Source organism: Massilia brevitalea, from assembly GCF_030711405.1.
Classification (GTDB): Bacteria; Pseudomonadota; Gammaproteobacteria; order Burkholderiales; family Burkholderiaceae_D; genus Telluria; species Telluria brevitalea.
On record NZ_JAULSI010000091.1, the window covers coordinates 1 to 6112 of the forward strand.

General features: G+C 57.7%; 2 protein-coding genes and 1 pseudogene. All 3 read left to right on the forward strand.

Translation table 11 applies throughout. From position 1 onward, the window contains the following. The first annotated feature begins 356 nt into the window (after positions 1-356). Positions 357-1433, forward strand: a complete 1077-nt coding sequence (locus QWL29_RS26210) for a TolC family protein (protein ID WP_502572782.1) — start codon at positions 357-359, stop codon at positions 1431-1433. Next, entirely contained in the window at positions 1430-3049 is a 1620-nt protein-coding gene (locus QWL29_RS26215; protein WP_305825795.1) for an efflux RND transporter periplasmic adaptor subunit, read from the forward strand. Before QWL29_RS26210 ends, QWL29_RS26215 begins: the two co-directional genes overlap by 4 nt. Then, a pseudogene (locus QWL29_RS26220) lies at positions 3046-6069 on the forward strand (efflux RND transporter permease subunit); the annotation flags it as partial. The gene QWL29_RS26215 and the pseudogene QWL29_RS26220, both read left to right, overlap by 4 nt. Positions 6070-6112: the final 43 nt, after the last annotated feature.

Consider the following 6112-nt stretch of genomic DNA (forward strand, 5'->3'; position numbering starts at 1 on the left):
ATTATTCGTTAAACGCGTTTACGATCAAACGGGACTTGACATCTAATCTCCTCCCCGCCTGCTTAACGCCCGGCTAGCGATTGCTGCCGGCGCTTGTTTTCATTCGCGGAGGATTTATGCTTTCTATTTTCAAGCCGTATATATGCGTGCCAGGCGCCCCTGCACGGAAACTCCACACCCTGCTCGTAGCTGTTCTGCTTCTTACCGCGAGCATAGCTAACGCTAGCCCAACGCTGCTCACCTTCGACGAGGCGCTACGTCTCGCTACCGCCGCCTCCACCTCTGCCAGGGCGTCCCGTGCTTCAGTCGCAGCAAGTTCTCAGGCGGCGGCAAGAGCAGACCAACTACCGGACCCGATGCTCAAGCTGGGCCTCGACAATCTGCCTGTGTCGGGCCCCGACAAATTCCGCCCCAATGCCGACTTCATGACGATGCGTCGGATTGGCATCGAACAGCAATGGGTCTCTCGAGACAAGCGTCAAGCCCGGTCAGAACGCGCTCAACGCGCGACGGAGAGCGCTGAAGGTGAATACCTCGAAAAGGTCGCGACCGTACGCGAAGAAGCCGGCAAAGCCTGGCTAACCGTTCTGTACCGTCAGCGGGCAGTAGTGCTGTCTCGGTCCGTCGCGCGCGAGATGGAACAGGACCTTGCGGCCCTCCAGGCGGCACACCGCGGCGCAAAAGCCTCAGCTAGCGATGTGCTGCAGGCAAAGACTGAACTTATCTTGAGTCGCGACTCGATACAGGCGGCAGAGCAGGAGCTGGAAACAGCGCAAATTAACCTGCGCAGATGGACGCGCACGGACATTGTTGGGGTGGCAGACACACCGCCTGAACTCACAACACACGTGCCAACACTGCCGGCCTCCGACCTTGAACGCTATCACCCTACCGTTCTCAACGCGCGCCGTGCAATTAGCCTCGCTGACGCTGACAAAGCGGTGGCCGTCCGTGAGCGTAATCCTGATTGGTCGTTTGAAGCCGGCTTTGCCCAACGGAGCAGCCAGTACTCCAACATGGTGTCGTTTGGCGTGAGCATTCCGCTCACCCTCAACCGGGCCCAACGACAGGACCGTGACATCGCGGAGAAGTCCGAGCTCGGAACGAAAGCCAGGCTGGAATACGAAGAAGCCCTTGTCGACATGCAGTCGATGATACAAGCGCAGTCAGCTCAACTTGAAAGCTTCAAGCGCCGTATTGCGCTCCTCAAGATGGAGCTGCTCCCAACCGCCAACCAACAGGTAGACCTCTCGCTCGCCGACTACCGCGGCGGCACCGGCACCTTAACTGCCGTTTTCAAAGCTAGGCGTACGTCGCTTGAAAAGCGTTTGCAAGTTAATGCGCTGGAACAGGAGGCTGCCCTCGTCTGGGCAAGCCTCGAGCTTCACGTAATCCCGCATGACATCGCAACGCAATCGAGGGCGGCACAATGAAAACCACAAACAAGCAACGCACCGCAATTTTCATCGTTGCAGGTTCGCTTCTCGCCTGCGGCGGCTACTGGGCGGGCACAAGGACGGCCGCCTCCAGAGCAGGCGCAGGCACGCAAGGCAACACGCCGCCAGCGGTTACTTCCGCATCTAATGTCGACCCGGCGACAGGGAAACGAGTCCTCTATTGGCATGACCCAATGGTCCCGGGTGAGCGCTTCGACAAGCCAGGCAAGAGTCCTTTTATGGATATGGACCTCGTGCCTGTGTACGCTGAGGAAGGTGGCGAAGCGGCTGGGGTAAAAATCTCACCGTCACTTCAACAAAACCTTGGCATTCGCTTTGCGACCGTTCGGCGCGCCGAGCAAGCGGTCTCTCTGGAACTCATAGGCAGCACCCAGTTCGATGAAAGCAAAGCCGAAGTCGTTCAGAGTCGAGTAGCTGGTTTCATCGACAAGCTTCATGTGCGAGCACCCCAGCAAGTAGTGAAGCGCGGCCAGGCTTTCGCGTCTATCTATGTCCCGGACTGGCTGGCTCCGCAGGAGGAGTATCTGGCGCTAAAGCAAAGCGGTGACACAACATTGATGGCCGCCGCTCGCCAGCGAATGCGAGCGCTGTCTATTCCGGATTCGATGGTGGCGGCCATGGACCGTACAGGCCGGCCACAGAGCCACCTGACACTGTCGTCCCCGGTTTCTGGCATCGTCACCGAACTAGCTGTCCGAGAAGGGGCGCAGGTTACGCCTGGGACGACGATTGCAAAAGTCGTCGGTATAAACACGATTTGGCTGCTTGCCGAAGTGCCAGAGGCAGTTATCGGCTCAGCACGCCCTGGTATGCAGGTAACCGCAACCTTCGCTGGAGACCCACAGCGCACTTATCAAGGAAAGGTACGGGAGATTCTGCCAGGCGTAAGTACCGCCACCCGAACAGCCCAAGCTCGACTGGAATTGGAGAACAAGGATGGGAGCCTAATCCCGGGAATGCTGATGCAAATCAGGCTCAGCGCTGCGAAACCTGAAGCCCGTCTCCTCGTTCCATCCGAGGCCATCATCGCGTCGGGTAAGCGCTCCATTGTTTTTGTTGCTGACGAGAAGAACAGCATGCGCCCGGTTGTCGTCTCTCCAGGACGAGAAATTGGCGACGAAACTGAGATTCTCAGTGGGCTAAGCGAAGGCCAGCGTGTAGTCGCGTCAGGTCAATTCTTGATTGATTCGGAGGCGAATCTGAAGTCCATACGGCCGAAGCTTGCGACCGACGCCCCAATGCCCCCCAAAGGCGCCAGTTCGAGCGCACCGCTACCCGACGCGCAGCCAAGTCCAATGCCACAGATGTCGATGCCTCCTAAGCCGACAGATACGAAGAAACCTGTCCAACCATCGTCACCATCCCACCAAGGAACTGGCAAAGTCGAACAGGTAACCGACGAGGCGATAACGCTGTCCCATGGACCTATCGCCACGCTGCAGTGGCCTGCAATGACGATGGACTTCAAGAAGCCGAAGCCCGATTCGTTCAAGGAAATCAAGGTCGGCCAAACCGTCCAGTTCTCCTTCGTCGAAAGCGGAGACGGTTATGAGCTCAAGAGCGTTGTAGCGGCCACCGGAGGTAAGCCATGATTGCCCGCATCATACGGGCGTCAATCGCGGGGCGTGTTTGGGTTCTGATTGCGGCCGTGTTGGTAGCGGTCTGGGGCGTCTACTCATTGCGCGCAACGTCCCTCGACGCCCTTCCCGACCTTTCAGACACTCAGGTCATTATCCGAGCCCAGTATCCCGGCAAGGCGCCGCAGCTAGTCGAAGACCAGGTCACCTATCCATTAACGACGGCTCTCCTCTCGGTGCCGGGAGCGAAGACCGTTCGCGGCTACTCGTTCTTCGGAGACTCATTCGTCTACGTCTTGTTCGATGACGATACTGACCTGTACTGGGCGCGCTCACGTGTTACTGAGTACGTCAACCAGGTGCAGAATCGCTTGCCCGCCGGCGTGCGAGCAGAACTAGGACCTGACGGCACCGGTGTTGGCTGGGTGTTTGAGTACGCCTTAGTCGACCGAAGTGGGAAGAACGACCTTAGCCAGCTTCGCGCTATCAACGACTGGTTCCTGAAATTCGAACTCAAGACCGTGCAGGACGTTGCCGAGGTAGCGAGCATTGGTGGGATGGTCCGTCAGTATCAGATTGTGCTCGACCCGGACAAGCTCCGGGTGTTTGGCATGTCGCACGCCCAGGTACTCGAAGCAGTCCAAGATGCAAACGAAGAGTCAGGCGGTTCTGTCATCGAGATGGCCGAAACTGAGTACATGGTGCGCTCCCACGGTTATTTGCGCTCGTTGGAGGACTTCCGAAATATCGTTCTTAATGCGAGCGATGCGGGCACGCCAGTCCTGCTTCGCGACGTGGCCTCGGTCCGCCTGGGACCAGAGATGCGCCGCGGGATAGCGGAGCTGAACGGGGAAGGAGAGGTAGCAGGCGGCGTTGTCATTATGCGCTCGGGGAAAAACGCGCTCGACACCATCGAAGCAGTGAAAGCCAAGCTAGCGACACTTCAAGCGTCCCTTCCAAAAGGTGTCGAAGTCGTGACCACTTACGACCGTTCGAAACTGATTTCAGCGTCGGTTGCGAACTTGCGTGACAAGCTCATCGAAGAGTTCGTGGTCGTCGCAATCGTATGCGCTGTCTTCCTTTTCCACATCAGGAGCGCGCTGGTCGCTGTCGTGACACTTCCACTAGCAGTACTCGCGGCCTTCATTGTGATGCGATACCAAGGTGTGAATGCAAACATCATGTCGCTCGGAGGTATCGCTATTGCGGTCGGGGCTGCGACCGACGCTGCCTTGGTGCTTATCGAGAACGCGCACAAGCACCTGGAAGCGCATGCGCACGCCCATCCGAAAACGAGCCTCGACGCTCGTACCCGCTGGGACATCATCGCGAAGTCGTCCGTGGAAGTCGGTCCTGCACTCTTCTTCTCGCTTCTCATCGTCACGCTTTCGTTTATTCCTGTGTTCGGCCTCGAGGCGCAAGAAGGCAAACTGTTTGCACCTCTCGCCTTCACAAAGACGTATACGCTTGCCGCGGCAGCTGCACTTTCAATTACGCTGGTACCAGTGCTGATAGGTTACCTCATCAGGGGACGCATACCCAGCGAGGAGTCCAATCCAGTAAATCGGCTGCTTATCAAAGGCTACCGGCCACTTCTGGAAGCAACTTTGAAACATCCTTGGACAACGCTCGGCATGGCTTTGATTGCACTACTGCTGACGGCTATCCCTATTTCGAAACTGGGAGGAGAATTCCTTCCCCCATTGAATGAGGGGGACCTGCTGTACATGCCCTCAGCGCTTCCAGGGCTTTCTGCAGCGAAGGCCAGCGAGCTGCTCCAGCAAACAGACCGCCTCATCAAAACCGTTCCCGAGGTGGCCACTGTATTCGGCAAAGCTGGTCGCGCAGAGTCCGCGACCGACCCAGCTCCGATGGAAATGTTCGAAACGACGGTTCAGTTCAAACCACGAGACCAGTGGCGTCCGGGCATGACGCCAGAGAAGCTCGTAGAGGAGCTCGACAAAGTTGTGAAGGTTCCCGGGCTCTCGAATGTCTGGGTGCCGCCGATTCGCAATCGCATTGACATGCTCTCCACCGGCATTAAAACCCCAGTCGGTGTCAAAGTATCAGGCCCCGACCTGGCTCAAATCGACAAGATTACTACCGCAGTTGAGGCGGCAGTAAAGACAGTCCCAGGTGTCACCTCTGCCCTTGCTGAGCGGCTAAGCGGCGGCCGGTATATCGACATCGACATCGACAGGCTTCGCGCAGCAAGGTACGGCATGAGCGTCGCGGACATACAGACCATCGTGTCGTCGGCAATCGGTGGTGAGAACGTTGGAGAAGTTGTCGATGGGCGCCAACGTTTCCCAATAAACGTGCGTTACCCGCAGGACTATCGGAACTCTGTTCAGTCCCTGCGGGAGCTTCCCATCGTTACCGGACGTGGAGGCCAGATTCGCCTCGGCGACGTCACGTCCCTGTCAATCACCGACGGTCCTCCTATGATTCGTAGCGAGAACGCCAGGCTGTCAGGATGGGTGTATGTGGATGTCCGGGGCGTCGACCTCTCGACAGCCGTTCGTGCGATGCAGACACAGGTGAACGACAAAGTGAAGCTGCCGCCTGGGTACGCCATAGGTTGGTCCGGACAATTCGAGTACATGGAACGCGCGTCCGCTAGGCTCAAGACCGTTGTGCCGCTCACCTTGTTGGTCATATTCATGCTGCTCTACTTCGCCTTTCGCTCCGCCGCGGAAGCGGCGTTACTAATGCTAACCGTGCCCTTCGCTCTGGTTGGGGGATTCTGGTTCATCTGGTTCCTCGGGCATGCGGTATCAGTCGCCACTGCGGTAGGGTTCATTGCGCTTGCGGGACTCGCGGCAGAGTTCGGCGTTGTCATGCAGGTGTACCTACGCAATGCCCTTCAGAGTCGACTAGATGCGGGATACCCTCTAACACGTGAGTTGGTCTTGGATGCCATCCGCGAAGGCGCCTTACTGAGGGTTCGCCCCAAAGCGATGACAGTCGCCGTCATCCTCGCGGGTTTGTTGCCAATTATGTTTGGGGGTGGCGCAGGGTCCGAGGTAATGCAGTGAATCGCTCCGGGTTTTGAGGAGGCTCCATTGTTTGAGAGAA